Source organism: Bradyrhizobium sp. HKCCYLS3077 (assembly GCF_051167555.1).
Taxonomy (GTDB): domain Bacteria; phylum Pseudomonadota; class Alphaproteobacteria; order Rhizobiales; family Xanthobacteraceae; genus Bradyrhizobium.
On sequence record NZ_JBNPTH010000013.1, the window covers coordinates 110214 to 132156 of the forward strand.

At 66.1% G+C, this 21943-nt stretch carries 14 protein-coding genes; 5 read left to right on the forward strand and 9 right to left on the reverse strand.

Annotated elements, in window-relative coordinates; translation table 11 throughout:
• Position 1 precedes the first annotated feature (1 nt).
• Positions 2–859: a methyltransferase domain-containing protein gene (locus ACQR0Z_RS34605; RefSeq protein ID WP_434921630.1), complete on the forward strand. Its 858-nt coding sequence runs from the start codon at positions 2–4 to the stop codon at positions 857–859.
• 151 nt (positions 860–1010) lie between these two features.
• On the opposite strand, the gene ACQR0Z_RS34610 is transcribed toward ACQR0Z_RS34605, so the two are convergent.
• Positions 1011–1421: a (deoxy)nucleoside triphosphate pyrophosphohydrolase gene (locus tag ACQR0Z_RS34610; RefSeq protein WP_434862018.1), complete on the reverse strand. Its 411-nt coding sequence runs from the start codon at positions 1419–1421 to the stop codon at positions 1011–1013.
• 206 nt (positions 1422–1627) lie between these two features.
• Here ACQR0Z_RS34610 and ACQR0Z_RS34615 point away from each other — a divergent pair, with 206 nt between their 5' ends.
• The gene (locus tag ACQR0Z_RS34615) at positions 1628–2956 is read left to right on the forward strand and encodes a TadE/TadG family type IV pilus assembly protein (protein ID WP_434921631.1); all 1329 of its coding nucleotides are present in this window, start codon (positions 1628–1630) and stop codon (positions 2954–2956) included.
• Between the two features lie 58 nt (positions 2957–3014).
• On the opposite strand, the gene argJ is transcribed toward ACQR0Z_RS34615, so the two are convergent.
• Positions 3015–4256, reverse strand: coding sequence for a bifunctional glutamate N-acetyltransferase/amino-acid acetyltransferase ArgJ (gene argJ, locus ACQR0Z_RS34620; RefSeq protein WP_434921632.1), 1242 nt, complete (start codon positions 4254–4256; stop codon positions 3015–3017).
• A 273-nt stretch (positions 4257–4529) separates the two neighbouring features.
• A complete protein-coding gene (locus tag ACQR0Z_RS34625; protein ID WP_434921633.1) occupies positions 4530–5429 on the reverse strand; it encodes a peptidylprolyl isomerase in 900 nt (299 codons plus the stop codon).
• 394 nt (positions 5430–5823) lie between these two features.
• On the opposite strand from ACQR0Z_RS34625, the gene secA reads away from it, so the two are divergent.
• Positions 5824–8676 carry a preprotein translocase subunit SecA gene (gene secA / locus ACQR0Z_RS34630; protein ID WP_434921634.1) on the forward strand — a complete coding sequence of 951 codons (2853 nt, stop codon included), beginning with the start codon at positions 5824–5826 and terminating at the stop codon, positions 8674–8676.
• Between the two features lie 297 nt (positions 8677–8973).
• Here the strand turns inward: secA and ACQR0Z_RS34635 are convergent, their stop codons facing one another.
• Positions 8974–10272 (reverse strand): flavin-dependent oxidoreductase, encoded by a 1299-nt coding sequence (locus tag ACQR0Z_RS34635; protein WP_434921635.1) that lies wholly within the window; start codon positions 10270–10272, stop codon positions 8974–8976.
• A 219-nt stretch (positions 10273–10491) separates the two neighbouring features.
• Between ACQR0Z_RS34635 and ACQR0Z_RS34640 the strand changes: the two genes are divergently transcribed.
• A complete protein-coding gene (locus tag ACQR0Z_RS34640; protein WP_434921636.1) occupies positions 10492–11493 on the forward strand; it encodes a glycerophosphodiester phosphodiesterase in 1002 nt (333 codons plus the stop codon).
• Between the two features lie 36 nt (positions 11494–11529).
• Here ACQR0Z_RS34640 and ACQR0Z_RS34645 read toward each other — a convergent pair whose 3' ends face one another.
• The 3 genes from ACQR0Z_RS34645 to ACQR0Z_RS34655 all read right to left on the reverse strand — a co-directional run bounded on the left by ACQR0Z_RS34645 (position 11530) and on the right by ACQR0Z_RS34655 (position 15354).
• Positions 11530–12255 carry an outer membrane protein gene (locus ACQR0Z_RS34645; RefSeq protein WP_434862011.1) on the reverse strand — a complete coding sequence of 242 codons (726 nt, stop codon included), beginning with the start codon at positions 12253–12255 and terminating at the stop codon, positions 11530–11532.
• A 116-nt stretch (positions 12256–12371) separates the two neighbouring features.
• Positions 12372–14282, reverse strand: a complete 1911-nt coding sequence (locus ACQR0Z_RS34650; RefSeq protein WP_434921637.1) for an acyl-CoA synthetase — start codon at positions 14280–14282, stop codon at positions 12372–12374.
• 628 nt (positions 14283–14910) lie between these two features.
• Positions 14911–15354, reverse strand: coding sequence for a MarR family winged helix-turn-helix transcriptional regulator (locus ACQR0Z_RS34655; protein ID WP_434878072.1), 444 nt, complete (start codon positions 15352–15354; stop codon positions 14911–14913).
• Positions 15355–15540: 186 nt separating this feature from the next.
• On the opposite strand from ACQR0Z_RS34655, the gene ACQR0Z_RS34660 reads away from it, so the two are divergent.
• Positions 15541–16722, forward strand: coding sequence for a substrate-binding domain-containing protein (locus ACQR0Z_RS34660; protein ID WP_434921638.1), 1182 nt, complete (start codon positions 15541–15543; stop codon positions 16720–16722).
• Positions 16723–16910: 188 nt separating this feature from the next.
• Here ACQR0Z_RS34660 and ACQR0Z_RS34665 read toward each other — a convergent pair whose 3' ends face one another.
• The gene (locus ACQR0Z_RS34665; protein ID WP_434921639.1) at positions 16911–18983 is read right to left on the reverse strand and encodes a putative bifunctional diguanylate cyclase/phosphodiesterase; all 2073 of its coding nucleotides are present in this window, start codon (positions 18981–18983) and stop codon (positions 16911–16913) included.
• A gap of 246 nt (positions 18984–19229) precedes the next feature.
• Positions 19230–21629, reverse strand: a complete 2400-nt coding sequence (locus ACQR0Z_RS34670; protein WP_434921640.1) for a membrane-bound PQQ-dependent dehydrogenase, glucose/quinate/shikimate family — start codon at positions 21627–21629, stop codon at positions 19230–19232.
• Between the last annotated feature and the right edge of the window lie 314 nt (positions 21630–21943).

Sequence of the window (21943 nt, forward strand, 5' to 3'; positions counted from 1 at the left end):
CATGACACAGCCTGCCACCGCTCCCATCCTGTTCGATCGTTCGCTGCTGGCGCTCAGACAACGGCGGGCGGCGAGGGCGCCGGAGACCTTCCTGCTCGAGCGCGTCGCCGAAGACCTCGTGGACCGCCTCGCCGCGGTCAACAGGTCCTTTCAATCGGCTGCCGACATCTGGACGCCCGGCAATGGCCTGAAGCCGCACCTGGCCGGGCAGGTCGCGGAGCTCGCGCATGTCGCTCCGTCCGACACGGCCGCCGAGACGCTGCCCTTGCAACCGCAATCGCTCGACCTCGCGGTCTCCGCGCTGGCGTTCCAGTTCGTCAACGATCTCCCCGGGCTGCTGGTGCAGATCCGCCGCGCGTTGCGGCCCGACGGTCTGTTGCTGGCGGCGATGGTCGGCGGCGATACGCTGACCGAGCTCCGGCAGAGTTTCGCGGCAGCGGAAGCCGAATGCGAGGGCGGCGTGTCGCCGCGGGTGGCGCCGTTCGCCGATCTGCGCGACATCGGCGGTCTGCTGCAGCGGGCCGGCTTCGCACTGCCCGTGACCGATGTCGACCGCGTCGTCGTGCGCTATGCCAGTGCGTTCGCCCTGATGCAGGATCTTCGCCGCATGGCCGCGACCAACAGCCTGGTCGAGCGCCGCCGCACGCCGCTGCGCCGCGCGACCCTGCTGCGCATGGCCGAAATCTACGCCGAGCGCTTCGCCGACGCGGACGGCCGCCTCCGCGCCACCTTCGACATCATCTGGATCTCCGGCTGGGCGCCGCATGAGAGCCAGCAGAAGCCGCTCAAGCCGGGCTCGGCGACGGCGAGTCTGGAGGCGGCGGTGAAGCGTGTGCCGCACTCCAATGAGGGCGATTAGCAACACTCGTCATCGCCGGGCTTGACCCGGCGATCCATCCTCTTTTTCGCAGGATGATGGATGCGCGGGCCTTCGCCGCGCCGAAGGGCTTTGGCCCCGCAGGCGGGTCAAGCCCGCGCATGACGACCGAAAGTGAGGAGCCGCGCTCGGCTCACATCAACAGATCTATCAGATGCGGCAGCAGCGGAATGTCCGCGGGCGGCATCGGATAGTCGCGCAGCTTGTTCGGCCGCACCCAGGCGAGTTGCTGCCCTTCGCGCGCGGTCACCACGCCTTCCCAGCGCCGGCAGATGTACAGCGGCATCAGCAGATGGAACGTCTCATAGGCGTGGCTGGCGAAGGTCAGCGGCGCGAGGCAGGCTTCGCGCACGGTGATGCCGAGCTCCTCGTCGAGCTCGCGGATCAGGCTGGCCTCCGGGCGCTCACCCGGCTCGAGCTTGCCGCCGGGAAACTCCCAGAGGCCCGCGAGGGTCTTGCCCGGCGGCCGCTGCGCCAGCAGCACGCGATTGTCGGCGTCGACCAGCGCGCATGCGACGACGAGGGTCAGTTTCAACTCAGTCATGAATCAACTCAGTCATGAAGTCCGTCTGCAATTCCGCCAGTTCGCGAAGAGAGCACGTCGTCTCATCGGGACGACGCTTAAGGCCATCTTAACCTAGGCCGGTTCGTCCCGTGTTTCCACGGTTGAAATAAGCCAACCTTAATCGGCTCGCGCATATTTTCACGGGTGTACGCCGTGATCCCTTCATGGTTCGTTAGGCATTTTTCATGCGAACTTTATCAAACCTGCTTGCCCGCCTGCGACGCGACGTCAGTGGCAACGTCGCCGTGACGTTCGCCATCGTCTGCGTCCCCGTTCTGACCGCCGTGGGCTGCGGCGTCGATTACAGCCGGGCGAACCAGATGCGCGCCAAGCTGCAGGCTGCGGTGGACGCCGCCTCGGTCGGTGCGGTGTCCCGGACCTCGCCGGCCTTCATCGCGGCCGGCGCGATGAACTCGGACGGCGTGATCAGCGTCGGCAATGACGATGCCACGAAGATCTTCAACGGCAACATGTCGGGCACGTCCGGCTACACGCTCACCAACTTGGCGCCCGAGGTGAAGAAGAGCGGTTCGGTGCTGACCGCCACCGTCTCGTTCACCGCCACCGTGCCGATGATGTTCATGAACATCGTCGGCATCAAGACGATGACGCTGCAGGGCTCGTCGAAGGCGACGGCGTCGATGCCGAAATACATCGACTTCTATCTGTTGCTCGACAATTCGCCGTCGATGGGCGTGGCAGCCACCCCTGCCGACGTGACCAAGATGGTGAACAACACCTCGGACAAATGCGCCTTCGCGTGCCACGACTACAACGATTCCAACAACTATTATAACCTGGCCAAGAAGCTCGGTGTCACGACCCGGATCGACGTGCTGCGCAGCGCCACCCAGCAGCTGATGGATACGGCCGCGCAGACGCAGACCTATCCGAACCAGTTCCGCATGGCGATCTACGATTTCGGCGCGGCGTCGAAGACAATCGGGCTGCGCGCGCTTTTCGCATTGTCCGCGAGCCTGTCGAGCGCCAAGAGCGCTGCGGGAAACATCGACCTCATGGGCGTCTATGGCAACAACGACGCCTACACGGCCGACAAGGACACGCCATTCTCGACGGTGATCCCCGCCATCAACAACGAGATCTCGACACCCGGCGACGGCACCACGGGCTCGCCGCTGAAATATCTGTTCTTCGTGTCCGACGGCGTCGCCGACGAGAGCAATGCCGGGTGTCTGAAGCCGAAGGCCGGCGGCAATCGCTGCCAGTCGCCGATCAATCCGGCGCTGTGCACGGCGCTCAAGAACCGCGGCATCAAGATCGCCGTGCTCTACACCACCTATCTGCAGCTGCCGACCAACAGCTGGTACATGAACTGGATCGATCCCTTCAACAAGGGACCGTTCGGCCCGTCCCCGAACAGCGAGATCGCGCAGAACATGCAGTCCTGCGCCTCGCCCGGGTTCTATTTCGAGGTCTCGCCGACGCAGGGCATCTCCGACGCGATGAACGCGCTGTTCAAGAAGGCGGTCGCTGACGCACGCATCGCGGGTTAGCCGGTGCGCAAGGGAGGCGCGCGACCGAGCGCGCCTCCGAGGCCCCCGGTTGGTTGGGTCAGGAGCGATAGTCGCCGTTGATCGCGACATATTCCTTGGTGAGGTCGCAGGTCAGCACGCGGTCGCGGCCCTTGCCGAGGCCGAGCGCGACCTTGATCTGGATGGTCTGCGCCTTCATCGCCTCGGAGACCTCCTTCTCGTCATAGGACGGATCGCGCGCGCCCTTCGAAGCCACGCGGATGCCGTTGAAGGAGATCGACAGCTTGTCGCGATCGGCCGGCTCGCCGGCCTTGCCGACGGCCATCACGACGCGGCCCCAATTGGCATCCTCGCCGGCGATCGCGGTCTTCACCAGCGGCGAGTTGGCGATCGACATCGCGATCCTGCGCGCCGACTGCTTTGTCTTGGCGCCCTCGACGATGATCTCGACCAGCTTGCGCGCGCCTTCGCCGTCGCGCGCCACTTGTTCGGCGAGGTCGGCCAGCACGGCGTTGAACGCCTTCACGAAGGCCTTGGCGTTGGGATCGCTGATCTTGCTGATCTTGGTCGCGCCCTTGGCCGCGGCGGTGCCGGTCGCGAAGGCGAGCAAGGTGTCGGAGGTCGATGTGTCGCCGTCGATCGTCACCGCGTTGAAGGTGTCCTCGACGCCGGCCTTCAGCAGCGCCTGCAGCGCGGGCGCCGTGATCGGCGCGTCGGTGAAGATGAAGGACAGCATCGTCGCCATATCAGGCGCGATCATGCCGGCGCCCTTGGCCATGCCGTTGATCGTCACCTTGGCCTTGCCGAGCTTGACAGTGGCGGTCGCGACCTTCGGGAAGGTGTCGGTGGTCATGATGGCGCGCGCCGCGCCCATCCAGTCCTCAGGTGCAGCCGTGCCGGCAAGGCCCTCGAGCACGCCGTCGAACTTGGTGGCGTCGAGCGGTTCGCCGATGACGCCGGTGGACGCCAGGAAGATCTCGTCCTGCTTGCAGCCGACCGCCTTGGCGGCGATCGACGCGGTCAGCGCCGTCGACTGCTTGCCGGTCTTGCCGGTGAAGGCGTTGGCATTGCCGGAGTTGACGACCAGGGCGCGCGCCTTGCCGCCCTTCAGCTTGGCGCGGCACCATTCGACCGGGGCCGAGGGGCATTTCGACTTGGTGAAAACGCCGGCCACGGTGGTGCCGGGATCGAGCAGCGCCAGCAGCACGTCGGTGCGGTTCTTGTAGCGGATGCCGGCCGCGGCGGTCGCGAGCCTGACGCCGGCGAGCGCCGGCATCTCGGGGACTTCGGTCGGGGCGAGCGGGGAGACGGCAGAGGACATCGAAAGGCTTCCGGCAGGAATGGCGGGAAGCGCTCTGTATCATCTCGATCGACGTTGTGGGAGTGGATGTCTCCACGCCCACATCCGTCATCCCGGCGAACGCCGGGATCCATAACCACAGGGTTCAGTTGTAAGGCGCGGGACTGGCCGCGTGCCCATTCCCAACATCACGGAGTATGGGTCCCGGCGTTCGCCGGGACGACACCGATTGTGACGCGGTGGTTGCGGCTCTCTGACAACTGCGTGACGAGCAGCCGCGATTGACCAAACCGCTTACTTCTTGGCCGGCTCGGCCGGCTTCGCGTCCGCCGGCTTGGCGGCGTCGGCGGCCGGCTTGTCCAGGCGCTCGATCTTGGCCGCCTCGCGCAGCTTGCCGACGTAATCGGCCTGGGCCTTGCGGGTGACGTAGGTCTCGATCTGGCTCTTGACCTGATCGAACTCCGGCGGCTTGCGGTTGCGCTTCTCTTCGACCTTGATGATGTGCCAGCCGAACTGGGTCTTCACCGGATCCGAGATCTTGCCCGGCTCCATGCTGAACGCCACGTTGGCGAATTCCGGCACCATCTGCTCCTTGGTGAAGAAGCCGAGGTCGCCGCCGTCCGAGGCGCCGGGGTCCTTGGATTTCTTCTTGGCGAGCTCGGCGAAATCCGCGCCCTTGGCGAGCTCGGCCTTGACGGCCTTGGCCTCGTCCTCGGTCTCGACCAGGATGTGGCGCGCATGCACCTCCTGCTCGCCGCCGATCTGCTTGGAGGCTTCCTCATAGACCTTCTTCATCGCGTCCGGCGTGGTCGCGGCCTTGCCCTCGCTGGCGAGCAGGCTATCCATCAGCAGGCGGTTGCGGGTGAAGGCGAGGCGCTTCTTGAAGTCCTCGCTGTCGCCGACCTTCTTGTCCTCGGCCGCCTTGGCGACGAGCTTCATGTCGATCAGGAACGACAGCACGTTCTCGTCCTTGGTCGCGGGGTCCATCTGGGCGAGGCTCGGCCCGAGCTCCTCCTCCGCGAGTGTGACGTCGCTCTTGCGGATCTCGGCCCCGTTCACCTTGGCCAGCACCGGGTTGGCATCGTCGGCGGCGCGCGCGGGGGCGACCAGCAGCGACAATGCGAGACTGCCGGCGAGAGCGGTAGCAAGGCCGAAACGCAGGCCGGTTTTCGTAACCGGGAACGACGTGGTCATGGAAAATCCTTGTCTTGGAAGAGGGGGCTCCAGGGGCGTGGCCTCAGGGCGGCCGGGACACTCGCCCAATCGCCGTGCCTTGGCAACGCGAAAAGTCTGTCAATTTCGTGAAATCGGCGACAGGTTTAAGGCCGATGTCCCGGCGTGAGGCGCCGTTGACAACGTTCCCCCCCAGCCATATCTCTGCCCGATCGCTTCAAGGGCGATAGCGCTTATTTTGCTGCGTTTTTGGCCATTGAACCCTGGTTTGCTCGTCTCCCACTCATCTGACGGCCGCCTCGAGGCGCCGACGTTCGAGCCTGGCGCGGGTGCTGCGGTGCATCACGCCGGGAACAGCAAACCCAAACCATGAGTTACGGCTGCAACGCAGACCCACAGAGGCAGGATTTCAGCAATGATCGGCGCGCTCGCCCGTAAGCTTTTCGGCTCATCCAACGACCGCCGCGTCAAGGGCTACCAGTCCCGCGTCAGCGCCATCAACGCCCTGGAGCCGGAGCTTGCCAAGCTGACTGACGAGCAGTTGAAGGCGCGCACCGAGGACTTCAAGAAGCAGCTCGCCGACGGCAAGACGCTCGACGACCTCCTGGTGCCGGCCTTCGCCACCGTCCGCGAGGCGTCCAAGCGCACCCTCGGCCAGCGCCATTTCGACGTCCAGCTGATCGGCGGCATGGTGCTGCACGAGGGCGACATCGCCGAGATGAAGACCGGCGAAGGCAAGACGCTGGTGGCGACGCTCGCCGTCTACCTCAACGCGCTCGCCGGCAAGGGCGTGCACGTCGTGACGGTGAACGATTACCTCGCCCGCCGCGACGCCGGCTGGATGAGCCAGATCTACGGCTTCCTCGGCCTCTCCACCGGCGTGATCGTCCACGGCCTCGACGATGCCGAGCGCAAGGCGGCCTATGCCTGCGACATCACCTACGGCACCAACAACGAATACGGCTTCGACTATCTGCGCGACAACATGAAGTACCGGCTGGAGGACATGGTCCAGCGCGGGCACTATTTCGCGATCGTCGACGAGGTCGACTCGATCCTGATCGACGAAGCGCGCACGCCGCTGATCATCTCCGGCCCGCTCGACGACCGCTCGGAGTTCTACAACACCATCGACACCTTCGTGCCGAAGCTCGACAAGTCCGACTACGACGTCGATGAGAAGCAGCGCACCGTGACGCTCACCGAAGCCGGTATGGAGAAGATCGAGACCCTGCTGCGCGACGCCGGCCAGCTCAAGGGCGAGTCGCTGTATGACGTCGAGAACGTCTCCGTCGTGCACCACATCAACCAGGCGCTGCGCGCCCACACGCTGTTCACCCGCGACAAGGACTACATCGTCCGCGACGGCGAGGTGGTGATCATCGACGAGTTCACCGGCCGCATGATGCCCGGCCGTCGCTATTCGGAAGGCCTGCACCAGGCGCTCGAGGCCAAGGAGCACCAGCCGGTGCAGCCCGAGAACCAGACGCTGGCCTCGATCACCTTCCAGAACTACTTCCGCATGTACGCCAAGCTCGCCGGCATGACCGGTACGGCGGCGACGGAAGCCGACGAGCTGTTCGACATCTACAAGCTCGAGGTCGTGGAGATCCCGACCAACCTGCCGGTGGCCCGTCTCGACGAGGACGACGAGGTCTACCGCACCCAGCAGGAGAAATACGCCGCGATCCTCGCCGAGATCGAGCGCGCCAATTCGCGCCTGCAGCCGGTGCTGGTCGGCACGGCCTCGATCGAGAAGTCCGAGGTGCTGGCCGCCTATCTCAAGCAGCACGGCTACAAGCAGATCGATTTCGGCAGCGAGCGCGCGCTCGACAAGCTCTATGCGGCGGCGCGTGCCGGCAAGCCGGCAAAGCTGTTCGCGGTGCTGAACGCGCGCTTCCACGAGCAGGAAGCCTATATCGTCGCCGAGGCCGGCGTGCCCGGCGCGATCACGATCGCGACCAACATGGCCGGCCGCGGCACCGACATCAAGCTCGGCGGCTCGCTGGAAATGCGTATCCAGCAGGAGACCGGCGGCATCACGGACGAGGCCGAGAAGGCCGCCAAGATCGAGCAGATCAAGGCCGACATCGCCCGCTTCCGCGAGATCGTGCTGAAGGCGGAGGAGACGGTCGAGATCGAGCCCGCCAAGGGCTCCAAGGCGGCCAAGACCGTGACCAAGCCGGGCGGCCTCTACATCATCGGCTCCGAGCGCCACGAATCCCGCCGCATCGACAACCAGCTGCGCGGCCGCTCCGGCCGCCAGGGCGATCCCGGCCGGTCGAAATTCTTCCTGTCGTTGGAAGACGACCTGATGCGCATCTTCGGGTCCGACCGGCTCGACAGCATGCTAACCCGCCTCGGCCTGAAGGAAGGCGAGGCGATCATCCATCCCTGGATCAACAAGGCGCTGGAGAAGGCGCAGCAGAAGGTCGAGGCGCGCAACTTCGACATCCGCAAGAACCTGCTCAAATTCGACAACGTCCAGAACGACCAGCGCAAGGTGATCTTCGACCAGCGCGTCGAGCTGATGCAGGACGAGAGCGTGGTCGAGACCATCACCGATATGCGCCACGCCTTCATCGACGATCTCGTCAGCAAGCACGTGCCTGAGCATGCCTATGCCGAGCAGTGGGATGTCGCCGGCCTGAAGGAGGAGCTCAAGCGCGTCCTCGATCTCGACCTTCCGGTCGATGAATGGGCGAAGGAAGAGGGCATCGCCGACGAGGAGCTGCTCAAGCGCATCGAGACCCAGGCCGACGAGCGCATGGCCGCCAAGGTCGCGCAGTGGGGCCCCGACGTGATGCGCTACGTCGAGAAGACCATCCTGCTGCAGACGCTCGACCACCTCTGGCGCGAGCACCTGATCATGCTCGACCATCTGCGCCAGGTCATCGGCCTGCGCGGCTACGGCCAGCGCGATCCGTTGCAGGAGTACAAGTCGGAAGCCTTCACGCTGTTCGAATCGATGATCGCGCATCTGCGCGAGGCCGTGACGGCGCAACTGATGCGCGTCGAGATCGTGCCGCCGGAGGAGCAGCAGCCGGTGCTGCCGCCGATGCAGGCGCATCACGCCGATCCCACCACCGGCGAGGACGAGATGGCCTTCGCCAACGTCTCCCTGGTGCCGTCGTCAGGCGCCGCCCCGGTCCCGGCCGAAGCGCGCAACCCGAACGATCCGACGACGTGGGGCAAGGTCGGCCGCAACGAGGACTGCCCCTGCGGCAGCGGCAAGAAGTACAAGCACTGCCACGGCCGCTACGCGTAAGCGCGGCTGAGGCAGTCTTTCCATCGTCATTGCGAGCGTCAGCGAAGCAATCCAGAGTCCCGCCAACGACTCTGGATTGCTTCGCTGCGCTCGCAATGACGCTGTTGGCCGAGCTGCGCGCCAAACTACGAGTGTCATCCCGGCGAACGCCGGGATCCATAACCACAGGACGATGGGGAGACGCAGGCTGGTCGCTCCAGCGTGCCTGCTATTTTCTGCTGAGGCGTATGGCTCCCGGGTCGGCGCACATCGACGCGATGCGCCGATGTGCTTGCTCGCGACGACAATGAGGAGGGATCAGGCAGCCTTGGCGGCGTCGACCATCGCGCCTTCCGCAATCGTCCTTGGCGCCGTGTTCAGCTGCTCGATCGCAAAGCCCGCGGCCTTCTTGTAGTTGGCCATGAACGCATCGCGCTCGGCCGGCGGCACCACCTCGTCGATGTTCGTGAACGTCCCGCCGCAGCGCTCGTCGACCAGGTTCAGCAATCCGAACGGCCCCGCGCCGCGATTGCGCAAAATCACCGCCGAGATCGGGCCGCACAGCTTCTCGTCATAGGCGGCGAGCGCCGCCGGGGTCACGCCGTGGGCTAGCAGGCAGGTGCCGAGCACGCGGGCGTCGACGATCGCCTGGCTCGCGCCGTTGCTGCCGGTCGGATACATCGCATGCGCGGCGTCGCCCATCAGCGCGACCGGGCCGTCGACCCAGGTCGAGACCGGATCGCGGTCGATCATCGGGTTTTCATAGGCCCCGTCGGCGCCGGCGATCAGCGCGGGGACGTCGAGCCAGTCATAGGTCCAGCCCGCGAAATGATGCGCGAACTCGGCTGTCGGCACCTGCCGGAACCAGCCGGTCTGCTTCCAGCCCTCGGTGTTGTCCATCGTCACCTCGGCGATCCAGTTGATCAGGGCAAGGCCTGTCTTGGGATCGGGATGCGAGATCGGATAGACCACGACGCGATGGCGGTGGGTGCCGAGCCCCACGAAGGACGAGCCGGTGCGCATCGGCTTCGCCCAGGTGACGCCGCGCCACATCACCGCGCCACCCCAATGGATCGGCGGCTGCGCGGGGTGCATCTGCGCGCGCACCGCCGAATGAATGCCGTCGGCGCCGATCAGCAGCCGGCCGCGCTGCTCCGAGCGCGAGCCATCGGCGTGCTCGATGCGCGCCGTCACCGTGCCGTCGGCGTTCTTCTCGTAGCCGCTCACGCGGCTGCCGAGCCGCACGGTGGCGGCGCCCGCACGTTGCACCAGCCGGCTGTACAGCAGCATGTGCAGCTTGCCGCGATGCACGGCATATTGCGGCCAGTTGTAGCCGGCGAGCAGTCCGCGCGGCTCGGAATAGATATCATTGCCGTTCAGCCCGACCAGCGCCCATTCCTTCGCCGGCACGCCGACCTCATCGAGATCAGCCGCGCCGATGCCGAGGTCGTACAATTCGCGCACCGCATTGGGCTGCAGATTGATGCCGACCCCGAGCGGCCGCATCTCGCGCACGCTCTCATAGACGATGCAGGGCACGCCGATCTGCTGCAGGGTCAGCGCGGTCGCAAGGCCGCCAATGCCGCCGCCGGCGATGAGGACAGGAAGATCGGTCATGGGGCTGGTCCTAGGCATGGTCCGTCGCACGTGAACTCGGAAACAAGGCTCGAAGAATGGCCAAGGGGGTGCGGGCGCGGCACTGCAGCGCGCGCGGATCGCCTCCCCTCGATCCAAGACCGGCATTGTCTCGCCGGTCGATGGGAAAAAGGCCTAGTTCAGAAGGCCAGCGGAAACAAGGGGAATGGGTAACCTGAGGTCCCATGGTAGGCTGGTGCCATGCGACATCGATCTCTCTTCCTCTGCGCCGCCCTCCTGCTCGCGGCCGTCTCCAGCCCGGCCCTCGCGTTCGACATCGAGGCGCATCGCGGCGGGCGCGCGCTCCATCCTGAGAACACCCTGCAGGCCTTTGCGGCCGCGCTGGCGCTTGGCGTCGACACGCTCGAGCTCGACGTCGGCGTTACCCGCGATGGCGTGCTGGTGGTCTCGCATGAGCGGCGGCTCAATCCCGATCTCGCCCGCGATGCCGCCGGCAACTACGTGGCGCCGCCCGGGCCGCTGCTGATCGATCTGCCGCTCGCAGACGTGCAGTCGTACGATGTCGGACAGATCCGTCCCGGCAGCGACTATGCCAGGCAGTTTCCGGAGCAGCAGGCGCTCACCGGCGCGATTCCACCACCCCGCATTCCGACGTTGAAGCAGGTCATCGATCTCGTCAGAGGCTCCGGCAACGACAAGGTGCGGCTCAACATCGAGACCAAGCTCGATCCCGCGCTCCCCGATGAAGCGCCGGACCCCGAGCGTTTCGTCAGTCTGCTGCTCGACCTGATCGATGCCGAGCACTTCGCCGACCGGATCATGATTCAGTCGTTCGACTGGCGCACCCTGCAACTCGTGCAGCAACGCGCGCCGCAGATTCCGACGGTCTATCTGTCGCTGCAACGTGGCAAGGCACCCACGGTCTCGCTGACCGAGGCCTCGCGCTGGACGGCCGGCTTCAACCCCGCCGATCACGGCGGTTCGCTGCCATCAACGATCCGCGCAGCCGGCGGCAAGGTCTGGTCGCCCTATTTTGCCGACGTCACGCCGGAGCTGATCAGTGAAGCCCACGCGCTCGGTCTTCAGGTCGTGGTGTGGACCGTCAACAAACCGGAGGACATGGCCCGGCTCATCGAGAACGGCGTCGATGGCATCATCTCCGACCGGCCGGATCTGTTGCGCAAGGTTGCTGTCGAGAAGGGCGTTGCCAAGCCGGTCGCCGCTGCGGTCGGCCCGAGATAGAAGCTGACAATTCGCCGTCTTGAAAGTGGAGGGGGCTCAGAACCGATAGTTGACGCCGAGAGTCGCGGCGTGAACACGGTCCTTGACCTCGAAGCCCGTGATGTTGACGACCGGCGCCGCGTTGCTCATCGTGATGCCGTTCTTGCCGAAATCGTAGTAGTTATATTCGACGGTCGCGGACCAGTGTGCGGCGAAAGCCCACTCCACGCCGGCGCCCGCGGTCCAACCGCTTCGCATCGACGTCGTGCTCGGATCGACGGCGATCCCAGCAGGGAGGATGAATGGATCCTCGTTGCGCTCGCGCGTCCAGGCGGCGCCGCCGCGCGCATAAACCAGCCAGCGCTCGGCGTAAACGTAACCAAGCCGTGCCGTTGCGGAGCCGAGAAAATCATTGGTGGTGACGAACTGCGATGGGCGGATCACCCCGGTGATCCGATTCCGGACCGAACCACCATGGCTGCTTCGCAGGCTGCTCCAGGCGGCGCGAGCCTCGGCGCCGATCACCCAGGCCGGCGCAAACTGGTAATCGCAACCGATTTGGCCGCCGCCGACAACGCCGGCCCCGCTGTAGTCCCTGGCGACGCCGAGATCGTTGGTCGTTGTGTCGTCACTGACGACTCCTCCGACATGACCGCCGATATAGCAACCACTCCAGGTGAATTTGACCGGCGTTGGAGCTTTCGCCGTGATCGGGAGGTCAGCAGCCGCCGCAGCAGCACTGAAGAAAGCGATCGCCGCAGAACCCAGCAGAACCTTGAGCATTCCAAACGCCTCAGCACATTCGCGCTGAGGTAGTAGCAGTTGATCGTCGTCCTGTATGTTGTCCGGCAGCAACATTCCGTAAAATTACGGGAACCTTGCTGCCGGACGGCATGAGCTCACCCCGTTACCACCTCATGCCGGATCACGAACGGCGCCAGCAGGGTGTGCACCTCGTTCTCGATCGCCTCGCGTTGCTCCGCCGGCACGTTGCGGAGCGTCACCGTGGCGAGGCTGCCGTGACTGCCATGAGCGCCGACCTTGACGCTGCAGTCGATGCCGCGGTCGGTGAGCTGCGACAGCACCTTGGTGAACACCCGCGTCGCGGCGTCCCAGCGCAACTGCGGCTTGAACACCTTGCCGACGCCGGTCACCGGCATCGGATCGATCGGGATGATCTGCACCGGCACCGCGGCGCGCTCCGGCGTGCGGGCGCGGACCCAGTCCTCCAACTCGCCCGGTTGCACGCTCGCGCCCGGCTTCAGTTGCACGTAGCCGATCGGCAGTTCGCCCGCATAGGCGTCGGGCTGGCCGACCACGGCGGCAAAGCCGACGGCGGGATGCTGAAACAGGATCTCCTCGATCGGCGCCGGGTCGATGTTGTGGCCGCCGCGGATGACGAGGTCCTTGGCCCGGCCGGTGATCCACAGGAAGCCGTCGGCATCGAGCCGGCCGAGATCGCCCGAGTTGACCCAATGGCCATCAACAAACGCGCCCTTGTTGTGGGCGTCGTCGAGATAGCCGGAGAACACGCCGGGCCCGGCCATGATCACGACGCCGATCTCATCCACGGCGCAGTCGCGCTCGTAGCGTCCTTCGGCGTCGAGCTTGACGATGCGCACCTTCGCATAGGGCACGGGCAGGCCGACCGAGCCGAGCCGGATCGGCTGGTCCGCATAGGCCATGGTGTGCACGCTCGACGTCTCGGTCATGCCGTAGACCTCGATCACCGGCAGCTTCAGCCGGTCCATGATCGCCTGGCCGACAGCGACCGGAATTGCCGATCCGCCGCCGGCGGCATAGCGCAGGCTGGAAATGTCGGCGTTGCCTTGCGGCACCGCGAGCGTTGCCGCCAGCACCGTGGGCACGCTCGACAGCGTCTCCGGCTTGTACTTCTCGACCAGTCCCCAGATGTTGCGCACCGCGTTCGGATTGCGCCAGCCGGCACCGGAGAGCACGACAAGGCTGCCGCCTGCGGAGAACGTCTGCAGCGCCTGCGTCAACGAGCCGCCGACATGAAACAGCGGCATGCCGAACAGCAAGGTGCCGCCGGACTTGGCCTTCAGGATCAGGTTGATCGCCCAGGCCTGGTAGACCTGATTGCCATGGCTGTGCCGCACCAGCTTGGGCGTGCCCGTGGTGCCGCCGGTGTGGAAATAGGCCGCGGTGTCGCTGGATTTGATCTGCCGGCCGCTGACGAGGTGATCGCCCGGCTGCGGCTTGATCAGGTCGCCCCAGGCGTGGATGCCGGCGGCCGGATCGCCGCCGCCGCCATGAACCTGCACGATCGCCTTGAGGTGTTTCAGGCCGCCGCGGACCTTCTCGACCTTCTGCCAGATGTCGGTGCCGGGCAGGGGGCCGAGCGCCACCAGCACCTTGGTCTTGGCGGCATCGAGAATCTCGGCGATCTGGTGCGGCTCGAGCAGCGGGTTGACCGGGTTGGCGATGCCTGCGGCCTCCGCGCCGAACAGCGTGATGAAGGCTTCGGGCACCAGAGGCAGCATGAAGCTGACGACATCGTCGGGACCGACGCCGAGGGCGTGAAACATGTTCGCCGCCTGCGTCACCTTCGCGATCAAGTCGCGATAGGTGATCACGACCGGCGTATCGGCGGGATCGGCATTTGCCAGAAACTGGATCGCCGGCGCGTCCGGGTTGGCCGACGCTCCGCATTTCAGCGCCTCATACGTGCTCTGAGCAGCGATCCGTTCGCTGTACGGCGTCTGCTCGAAGTCGCGGATGTCAGCCGTGCTGGCAAATGTCGGATACTCGCCGCCGATGGCGCGATCGAGCAGATGAATGCCCGTCATGGCCTGTCCTCCCTGTGTGTCCTCATCCGGCTCGGGGCCGGTGATTGCGCGCGGGCTCTGTGGCCCGTTCGTCGCGATCGCGAGAGGACAGGATGGGGGAGGATTCGTCTTGCGTCTATCCCGGCGTGATCGGGGATGCCGGGAGTTTTGGTCGCAGCGACGCTGCGCTGCAACGCGACGCAGTCCAACGCGCTTGCCGTGTCCAAAGCTTCGAGGAGCTACGCGCGCTCCAACAAAAACTCTGCCGTCATTCCGGGGCAGCCGCGCGTAAGCGCGGATGAGCCCGGAATCCATAGCCACGAGCGGATGTGTGACGAAGACTGCTCCCACAGCCATCTCGTGCCTCATATCCGCCTGTGCGTATGGATTCCGGGCTCATTCGCGCTGCTTCAAAATGGCCTACCGCCATTTTGCGCGCGAATGCCCCGGAATGACGGAGAGAACAAGCGTGGGCAGAGGCCGCCGCGGGCGCGCCTTCGCCCTATGCCCCCGCAGCTTCCGCGTCATTGCGAGCGTAGCGAAGCAATCCAAGGTCCCGCCCACCATCCTGGATTGCTTCGCTGCGCTCGCAATGACGGGAGGGTAGAGCTCGGGACTGAATGTCCGCAGCGTCGCAGCAAGACAATGCTCAACTCGCCGCGTCGATCAAATTCTCCAGCAGCCGCTTCAGCTCGCCGGTCGCCTTGTCGCCGTAGTTCTCCAGGATGTGCGCCTCCTGGCTGGCGGCCAGCGAGTTCAGCCGCTTGCACAGCGCCTTGCCGCGGTCGCTGATGAACATCAGCACCTTGCGGCGGTCGTTCGCGTCCTGGCGGCGGTAGACCAGCGAGTCCGACACCATGCGGTCGATCATCTTGGTCAGGGTCGGATGGTTCAGCAGCACCGCCTCGGCGAGATCCCCCATCGAATGGCCCTCGCCGTCCGACAGCACCTTGAGGATGCGCCACTGCTCGACGGGCACGCCCTCCGTGCTCAGGCGCGACTCCAACTGCCGGTTGATCTCCCGGTTGGCTTGCGCGAGCAGGTAGGCGAGATGTTCGGTGAGGGGGGTGTTGGAAGGGGGCGATTTGGCCACGGTAAATTTCGCTCAGGGGTCCTGAATTGAATGATTGTCCGGCAGTTGCTGCCCGATCTATATGCATCCCAATTCTTGAACATTCAACATTTTCGAATAGGATATTTGCCGAACGCGTGCTGATTTTGACGGCGTATGACCGCCGGCCCACACTGGGCCAACCAGGGTCGCGGCCAAGGAGTGGGTGTGCTCTCGACAGGACCTGTCACGGCCGGGCGCTGCAGCCCGCCGCCGTCCCTGCTGTTCAGGAGCCCGCCCAAGCGGGTCGGCCTGCCGTCGCTGGCCCCCTTCGATCCCGATCGGTTCGCGCGGCGGGGCCGCCACAACAGACTGCGCATCGGCAATTTCATCACCTTCTCCGGCTCGCCGGGAATCTGGGGGCCGGCGGCCACCAACAGCGCGCTGCTGGCGGTCTCCGAGATCAACCGCCGCGGCGGCATCCTCGGCCGCGAGATCGAGTTGTCGTTCTACGATTCCGGCGGCCCGGTCGAGGAGGTGGTCGCGTGCGCCAGGGACGCGCTTGAGTTCGACGACATCGACGTCGTGATGGGCTCGCATATCAGCGCGGTCCGGCTGGCGCTGCGCCGTCTGACGCGCGGCCGGATCCCCTACGTCTATACGCCGGTCTATGAAGGCGGCGAGCGGACGCCGGGCGTGATGGCGATCGGCGAGACGCCGCACAGCCAGACACGTCCCGCCATTCATTGGCTGGCCGAGAACAAGGGCGCCAAGCGCTGGTACCTGATCGGCAGCGACTATGTGTGGCCGTGGCAGTCGCACCGCTCCACCAAGACCTACATCACCGAGGCCGGCGGCCATGTCGTCGGCGAGGAATTCGTTCCCGTCGGTGAGGACGATCACGAGGCGCATCTGGCGCGCATCCGCGCCGCCAGCCCCGACGTCGTGCTGATCTCGCTGATCGGCACCGACAGCATCACCTTCAACCGGGCGTTCGGCGAATCCGGCCTCGCCGCGACCACCTTGCGTCTCGCCGGGGCCGTCGACGAAACCGTGCTGCTCGGCATCGGCGCCGACAACACCGAGAATCTCTACTCCGCCTCCGGCTATTTCAATTGCATCGGCTCCAGAGCCAATGACGACTTCCTGGGCGGTTACACTGCGATGTTCGGCGTCGAGGCGCCGCCGGTCGGCTCCGTCGGCCAGTCCAACTACGAAGGTCTGCGCTTCCTGAAAGCCGCCGCGGAGCGCGCCGGCTCATTGTCCCTGCACCCGCTCGCCGCCGCCGGCCGCAACATGGTCTATTCCGGCCCCCGCGGCGATGTCACCCTCCGTCACGGCCGCGCCAGCATGGCCATGCACCTCGCCGCCGCCGACGGCCTGGATTTCAGGATCATCCGGACGTTTTGAGCGCCGACCGCGCAGGGGGCAGTTGCCCACCCTCCTCTAGAGGGGGAGGGTCGGCTCGCAGGCGCGAAGCGCGTGTGAGCCGGGGTGGGGTGATCTTTCCTCTGGCACCGCCGCCTGTGGACACCCCACCCCGCTCGCCCGCTTCGCGTGCGATCGACCCTCCCCCTCCAGGGGAGGGCGGCACCTGCTCACGCCGCCGCGGCGCTCTTGGCCGGCGCTTCCGCGATGAGGGACGGCGCGACCTCCACCTCCCGGATCATCTTGCTGATCGCCTCCTGCGGCATCGGCTTGCCGAACAGGAATCCCTGCACGCTGGTGCAGCCTTCCTCGCGCAGGAAGGCGAGGTGCTGCTCGGTCTCGACGCCCTCGGCCAGCACGGGGATGTTCAGGCTGCGCCCCAGCAGCAAGGTCGCCTTGACGATCGCCGCCGCATGCACGCTTGTCTCGACCGACTGGATGAAGCTCTTGTCGACCTTGATCTTGTCGAACGGAAACACCTGCAGGGTCGACAGCGATGAATAGCCGGTGCCAAAATCGTCCATCGCGACGGTGACGCCGATCCCCTTCAGCGCCTGCATCACCTGCAGTGCATGCTGGCGGTCGGCGATGATGCCGGTTTCCGTCAGCTCGATCTCGAGTCGCTCCGGAGCCAGGCCCGTCTGGCGCAGCACCTCGGCGACGCGCTTCGGCAGGTCGTGGTTGAGCTGCATCGGCGCGACGTTGACGGCGACCTTGAACGGCTGGCTCCAGCCCGCCGCGGTGGCGCAGGCGGTGCGCAGCACCCAGTCGCCGATGTCGACGATCAGCCCGGTCTGCTCCGCCATCGGAATGAAATCGTTCGGCGGCACGCGGCCCTTCACTGGGTGATTCCAGCGCAGCAGCGCCTCGAAGCCGATGATCTCGCCGCTCTGCGTGTCGTTCTGAACCTGGTAGTGCAGCTCGAACTCGTTGCGCACCAGCGCGCGCTTCAGATCGATCGCGAGCTCGGCGCGGCGCCGGCTGGCCTCGTCCATCGACGGTTCGTAGGTGCAGATCTTGCCTTGTCCCAGGCCTTTGGCGCGATACATCGCCAGATCCGCGCGGGTGAGCAATTCGTCCGAGCTGAGGCCGTGGTCGGGATGCAGCGCGATGCCGATGCTGCAGCCGACCGAGAGGCTGCGCTCCTCCCACTCGACCGGCGTCAGCACCAGCGCGCGCATGCGCTCGGCGAATCTGGCGGCCTCGGCGCGCGCGAAGATCTCGCTCTTGACGGCGACGAACTCGTCGCCGCCGATCCGTGCGAGGAATTCGCCGGGCTGCAAGGTCGCCGCGATGCGCTGGGCGATCGTCGTCAGCACCGCATCGCCAGCGGCGTGGCCATGCGCGTCGTTGATGTCCTTGAAGCGGTCGAGATCGATCGCGAGCACGACCAGATGCGCGGTCTCGTCGCCATTGGTCAACAGCGGAGCCAGCCGCTGTCCCAGGCCGCTGCGGTTGGGCAGGCCGGTCAGCGGATCCTGCAAGGCCAGCTGCCGATAGCCTTCGACCGCCTCCTGCGCCGCCTGCATGTCGATCATGTAGGCCGACGCTGCCATCGCCATGATCAGGCCGATGCCGGTGACGATGCTGATCAGCATCACGCTGTCGGACAGTGCCTGCGCCGGCGCGTCAGCTCCCGCCATCGGCGCCAAGGTCAGCGCCGCCATGCCGGTGAAATGCAGGCTGAGAATCGCGATCACCATCGCGAGCGAGCCGCCATATTTGCAGAACCGCGTCACGGGGCGCGCGATCCGGTTGGCGGCAACGGCGCCGAACCCCATCGCCAGGACCAGCGAGAGCCAGATCGCCGGCGCATGCCAGGTCCTGATGCCGTCGAGATTGAGCGCGCTCATCCCGGTGTAGTGCATCGCGGCGATGCCGAAGCCGAACACGGCGCCGCCGATCTCGATCAGCGGCCCGTGCTGGGTGCGCGTGGTGATGAAAAAGCCGAGCCAGGAAAACACGATGGCAAGGCCGAGCGAGGCGAAAGTCAGGCCCGCTTCGAACGAGCGATTGCCCGTTGCCTCATAGCCGAGGATGGCGGCGAAATGCGTCGTCCACACCGTGCCGCCGGCGACAAGCCCGGCCAGGAACAGCAGGTGCAGCCGGCGCAGACCCGTGTTGCGCCGGACGCGCGCGAGCAGGCGCATCGAGAGGATGGAGCCGAGCACGCACACCAGCAGCGCGGCGGTGACGTAGCGCAGATCGTGATCGGCAGGCAGGCAGGACAGGATCGTCAACATCGGCAATGAACCCTCACGCAGGCCAGCTACGAGCCGGGGTGCGCCGCGTTTTGGCGCACGGGAATCGCGGTTAGCAAAGCGTCAATGCGGGCAGGAAATCTGGGCCCGCGCTGACTCATGCACGAGGTTCGGAAGCCGACGATTAAGGCGCGCGCTTCGCAGTTGGAGTTCCTCCGGGGAACCCCGGATATCGTGAGCAAATGTCCAACAGTTCACTCCATTCTGCGCGAAGCTGGAACCGGCGAACTACTTGCTCGCGACGTTGCCCGGCAGCGCATAGGCGCGGACGTAGTCGCCGAGCTTGGTGCCGAACGAGCCATGGCCGCCGTCGACCGTGACGATGTACTGTCTGCCGCCCGCCTCATAGGTCATCGGCGTCGACTGTCCGCCGGCCGGCAGCCGGTCCTGCCACAGCAGCCGGCCGTCCTTGACATCGAAGGCGCGGATGTAGTCGTCCATCGTGCCGGTGAGGAACGCAACGCCGCCCGCGGTCACCATGGGGCCGCCGAGCATCGGCACGCCCATCTTGAACGGCAGCGGCACCGGTGCCTGATCGCGAATGGTGCCGACGCGATGCTGCCAGACGATCTGGTTGGTCGTGAGATCGATGGCGGCGAGGCTGCCCCAGGGCGGCGCCATGCAGGGGATGCCGAGCGGCGACAGGAAGATGCCGAGGTCGACGCCGTAGGGCGTGCCGTACATCGGCTGCACGCCGAGCTCGGTGCCGGGCGGATGTTCCGCGTTGGGCTCTGCCGGATTGTCCTTGCCGCGCGGGACCAGCCGCGACACGAACGGGATCGACTGCGGATTGGCGATCGCGATCTTGCTGATAGGATCGATGGCGATGCCGCCCCATTCGAACATGCCGAAATCGCCGGGATACACCAGCGTGCCCTGCTCCGAGGGCGGCGTGAACGGCCCCTCATAGCGCAGCCGCTTGAACTTGATGCGGCAGGCGAGCTGATCGAACATCGTCGCGCCCCACATCTGCGCGCCGGTGAGGTCTTTGCGCGGCCGGAAGCTGAGCTCGGAGAACGGCTGGGTCGGCGACAGATGATCGCCGGGCGCGGCGCCTTGCGGCACCGGCTTCTCCGGCGCCGGGACAAGCAAATGACCATCGCGGCGGTCGAGCACGAAGATGTTGCCGGTCTTGGCCGGCACGTAGATCGCCGGCACCACGCCGTCCTTGCCTGGCATGTCGACGAGGCTCGGCTGCGACGGCATGTCCATGTCCCAGAGATCGTGATGCACGTTCTGGAACGACCAGCGCAGTTTTCCCGTGGCGATGTCGAGCGCGACAACAGCGGAATCATAGCGCTCATTGTCGGCCGAGCGGTTGCCGCCCCAGATGTCCGGCGAGCTCGATCCGAGCGGGATGTAGACGAGGCCAAGCGCCTCGTCGGCCGCGCCGACGCTCCAGCCGTTCGGCGAGCCCGGCGTGAAATGATGCGTCGCCGACGGCATCTCGTTCGGATCAGGATTGCCGGGATCGAACGCCCACAACAGCTTCCCCGAGTAGACGTCGAAGCCGCGGATCGCGCCTGACGGCACCTTGTTGGAGTAGTTGTCGATCACCGCACCAGCCATGATCAGCACCTTGTCGGTGACCACCGGCGGCGAGGTGCCCTCGTAGAAGCCGAGCGTCTTGATCTCGTGGCCGGCCTTGAGGTCGATCTGGCCGTGATCGCCAAAGCCGTCGCACGGCTTGCCGCTGTCGGCGTCGAGCGCGAACAGCCGGCCGTCATTGGTCGGCAGAAAGATGCGCCTCGTGCATTCGGCCGGCGCCGCGGCGCCTGCGCTGTCGACCGCGCCTTGCTTGGTCTCGTGATACGCCACGCCGCGGCAGGTCATGTGCTGGAAATTCTTGTGGTGCTCGATCTTCGGATCGAATTTCCATCGGAGTTTTCCGCTGGTCGCATCGAGCGCGAACACGATCTGGTGCGGCGAGCAGGTGTAGAGCAGATCGCCGATCTTCAGCGGCGTCACCTCGTTGGTGAATTCGTCGGGATCGTCGGGACCCTTGCGGTCGCCGGTCCGAAATTCCCAGGCGAGCTGCAGGTTCTTCACATTGTCAGGCGTGATCTGCTTCAGGCTGGAGAAGCGCGTGCCGAAATTGCTGGCGCCATAGGCGGTCCAATCCGCTTGGGCCTCGGCTGGTGCGGTATCGGTGCCGGCCGTCGCTGCCGCCGCCTGCGTCAGCGCGCCAGTGACGCCGAAACGGTCGCCGCGGAGCGACGCGCCGAGCACGACGATGGCGACCGCGAGCACGGCCACGAGGCCCCAGCGCGCGGAGCGCATGTCGCCGACCAGATGCGCGGTGATGAACGGCAGCAGCAGCCAGACGCCGAGCGGCGCCAGCACGTCACCGCGCGGCGCCAGCGACCAGAAGTCCAGCCCGACCTCCCAGATCGCCCAGATCATCGTGCCCAGCAGCAGCGCCGCATACAGCCACAAGGCCGCGGCGCGCCGCTGCCACAGCAGCCACGCCGTGCCAAGCAGCGCTGCCCCCGCGATGACGTAGTACAGCGAGCCGCCGATCGCGGCGAGCCAGATTCCGCCGGCGAGCAGTGCCAGGCCCATCAGTCCGACAACGATGGAAGTGAAAGTCAGCAGCGGCGCGCGCTGCAGCTCGCGGGCGGCGGCCATGCGCGGCTCCAGGCTGATGAGGACGAAGCGCGGCAGGACGCCGCAGTCGCGTCATGAACTGCGGGGAAGAGCGGAAGTTCCCTGAGGCGCGAGCCTCTCCCCGCACGCGGGCAGAGGCCGGATTGCATCGCCAGATGCAATCCGGGTGTGCTCTCCGCACGGCCGGTGCGTGCGGCCGCCCCTCACCCCAACCCTCCCAGCGCGAGCGAAGCTCGTCGCGCCCCCGTGAAGAACGGGGAGAGTGAGCGCACCGACACCGTCGCGCGGGCATTCGTCCCTCTCTCCGTAAGCGACCCGCTCATTTCCGGTGTGCA

What these genes read in the sequence shown, in the direction of transcription:
- ACQR0Z_RS34610 (WP_434862018.1), bottom strand. Translation starts at nt 1,421, where the DNA reads ATGACTGAGTTGAAACTGACCCTCGTCGTCGCATGCGCGCTGGTCGAC.
- secA (WP_434921634.1), top strand. Translation starts at nt 5,824, where the DNA reads ATGATCGGCGCGCTCGCCCGTAAGCTTTTCGGCTCATCCAACGACCGC.
- ACQR0Z_RS34635 (WP_434921635.1), bottom strand. Translation starts at nt 10,272, where the DNA reads ATGACCGATCTTCCTGTCCTCATCGCCGGCGGCGGCATTGGCGGCCTT.
- ACQR0Z_RS34640 (WP_434921636.1), top strand. Translation starts at nt 10,492, where the DNA reads ATGCGACATCGATCTCTCTTCCTCTGCGCCGCCCTCCTGCTCGCGGCC.
- ACQR0Z_RS34605 (WP_434921630.1), top strand. Translation starts at nt 2, where the DNA reads ATGACACAGCCTGCCACCGCTCCCATCCTGTTCGATCGTTCGCTGCTG.
- ACQR0Z_RS34670 (WP_434921640.1), bottom strand. Translation starts at nt 21,629, where the DNA reads ATGGCCGCCGCCCGCGAGCTGCAGCGCGCGCCGCTGCTGACTTTCACT.
- ACQR0Z_RS34665 (WP_434921639.1), bottom strand. Translation starts at nt 18,983, where the DNA reads ATGTTGACGATCCTGTCCTGCCTGCCTGCCGATCACGATCTGCGCTAC.
- ACQR0Z_RS34645 (WP_434862011.1), bottom strand. Translation starts at nt 12,255, where the DNA reads ATGCTCAAGGTTCTGCTGGGTTCTGCGGCGATCGCTTTCTTCAGTGCT.
- ACQR0Z_RS34625 (WP_434921633.1), bottom strand. Translation starts at nt 5,429, where the DNA reads ATGACCACGTCGTTCCCGGTTACGAAAACCGGCCTGCGTTTCGGCCTT.
- ACQR0Z_RS34615 (WP_434921631.1), top strand. Translation starts at nt 1,628, where the DNA reads ATGCGAACTTTATCAAACCTGCTTGCCCGCCTGCGACGCGACGTCAGT.
- argJ (WP_434921632.1), bottom strand. Translation starts at nt 4,256, where the DNA reads ATGTCCTCTGCCGTCTCCCCGCTCGCCCCGACCGAAGTCCCCGAGATG.
- ACQR0Z_RS34650 (WP_434921637.1), bottom strand. Translation starts at nt 14,282, where the DNA reads ATGACGGGCATTCATCTGCTCGATCGCGCCATCGGCGGCGAGTATCCG.